Here is a 1,439-nt window from a genome sequence, read left to right as displayed (position 1 = left end):
GATCAGACGGTCGAAGCCGTCGTACTCGAAGGTCGTCAGATTGCCCTTCGCGTCCTTGACCGTCTTCACCAGCCCGTTCGCCGTCCAGGTCAGCGTCGCGCTCACCTGCTCCGACGACAGACCCACCGCCGCCCTCACCGATACCAGCTGGCCCGCCGCATCATAGCCGCTCTTCGTCACCCGATCGAAACCCGAAGACCCCGGACTCGACAGACTGCACGCATCAGGCAGCGCGCCAAACACCGCCGGGTTCATCCGCACCGCCCGGCACACGGGACGCGAAGCCGCATCATAGCTCGTCTGCTCCACCTGCTGCAAAGCGGCACAGTGCAACGTTTGGCGTCGGAGAGCACTCTGACGTATCGGAGCTTAGAAAACCGCTCTGTCTTGTCCATGCCATGCAGGCCGCAGCACTCCGCCCGATAGCGACACACGAAGACCAAGCATTTGTAGCTCTTATTTTTTTACGCATATATACCCATCAGAGATTCGGGTTATTATATCGACCTTAATATGAAAATTATACAGCTCATTAATATTTCTCTTTAATAATCCTTTTAATTCAACATATTTTTCTTGACATAAATTTATATTTTCTGTATTAACACTGTCTCCAAAGTCAACGTTGATTGCAGACTGATAATCATGTGAATCTGCAAACCCCTTTGTAGGGAATATGAACCCCCCCTTCATATATCCCTTCACCGATACATTTAACCCAACAAAAGGCCAAGGGTCGGCAATCAACCTTATTATAGATATAGACAAGTAATTTATTCTTTTTCCTGCATCGGAACCGTAGGAAACTACCCTCTCTTCAATAGGAGCCATTCCAAGAATAGCCAGAATTGGAAGTAGGCATAGCGCTCTCATCGTTATCAACCCTGCATCCTATTGGCCACGGCACCTGACACGAGCCGGCGGGAGCCCTTTCTCGAACACTGTTATCCCCCTATCCCGGGGAGAAAACACAAAAACTGGAGCATCGACTGACTCCGCCAACCCACCAAAATCAAGAGGTATTCCCCTTAAGACACTCTCTTGATCCTGAAATGATGAAACGACCACCACAAGCGCCTCTGCACCACTGATAGGCCCCAAGCATCCAGCAAAACACCCAAAAAGAGACTCGGAGCCAAGTTCCACTAGCCCGCGTACAACATTAGTACTAATTTCTCCAGCTCGGAGGACCCCTTGCGAATCTCTAGACAATACTGCGCCAAGAGCTATATTCTGTCCGTGAAACTCTGCATGAAACTGGACCCTCCCAGAAACTTCGCTTGCCACATGGAAAATAGCAAAGCGATCCTTTGGGTCCTCAAGAAGTCCTCCCGCAACGGAACCAGGAATAACTCCCTTACATCTTTCCTTCCCCTCCCCCATCATCATGCCGTCGGGTTCCGGCATCATCTCCGGCGGCAAGGAACCGGAACTACCCG

At 50.9% G+C, this 1,439-nt stretch carries 3 protein-coding genes; all 3 read right to left on the bottom strand.

Features of this window, described 5'->3' with window-relative positions:
* On the bottom strand, positions 1–333 hold a 333-nt coding region (locus tag D6694_11510; GenBank protein RMH39068.1), incomplete at its 3' end, for an RHS repeat-associated core domain-containing protein.
* 123 nt (positions 334–456) lie between these two features.
* Positions 457–873: a hypothetical protein gene (locus tag D6694_11505; protein ID RMH39067.1), complete on the bottom strand. Its 417-nt coding sequence runs from the start codon at positions 871–873 to the stop codon at positions 457–459.
* Positions 874–891: 18 nt separating this feature from the next.
* A partial coding sequence (locus D6694_11500; protein ID RMH39066.1) for a hypothetical protein occupies positions 892–1,439 on the bottom strand: 548 nt, incomplete at its 5' end.

This window comes from Gammaproteobacteria bacterium (genome assembly GCA_003696665.1).
Classification (GTDB): Bacteria; Pseudomonadota; Gammaproteobacteria; order Enterobacterales.
The sequence above is the reverse complement of the archived record's forward strand: the minus strand, read 5'-3'. Positions and strand labels throughout refer to the sequence as shown.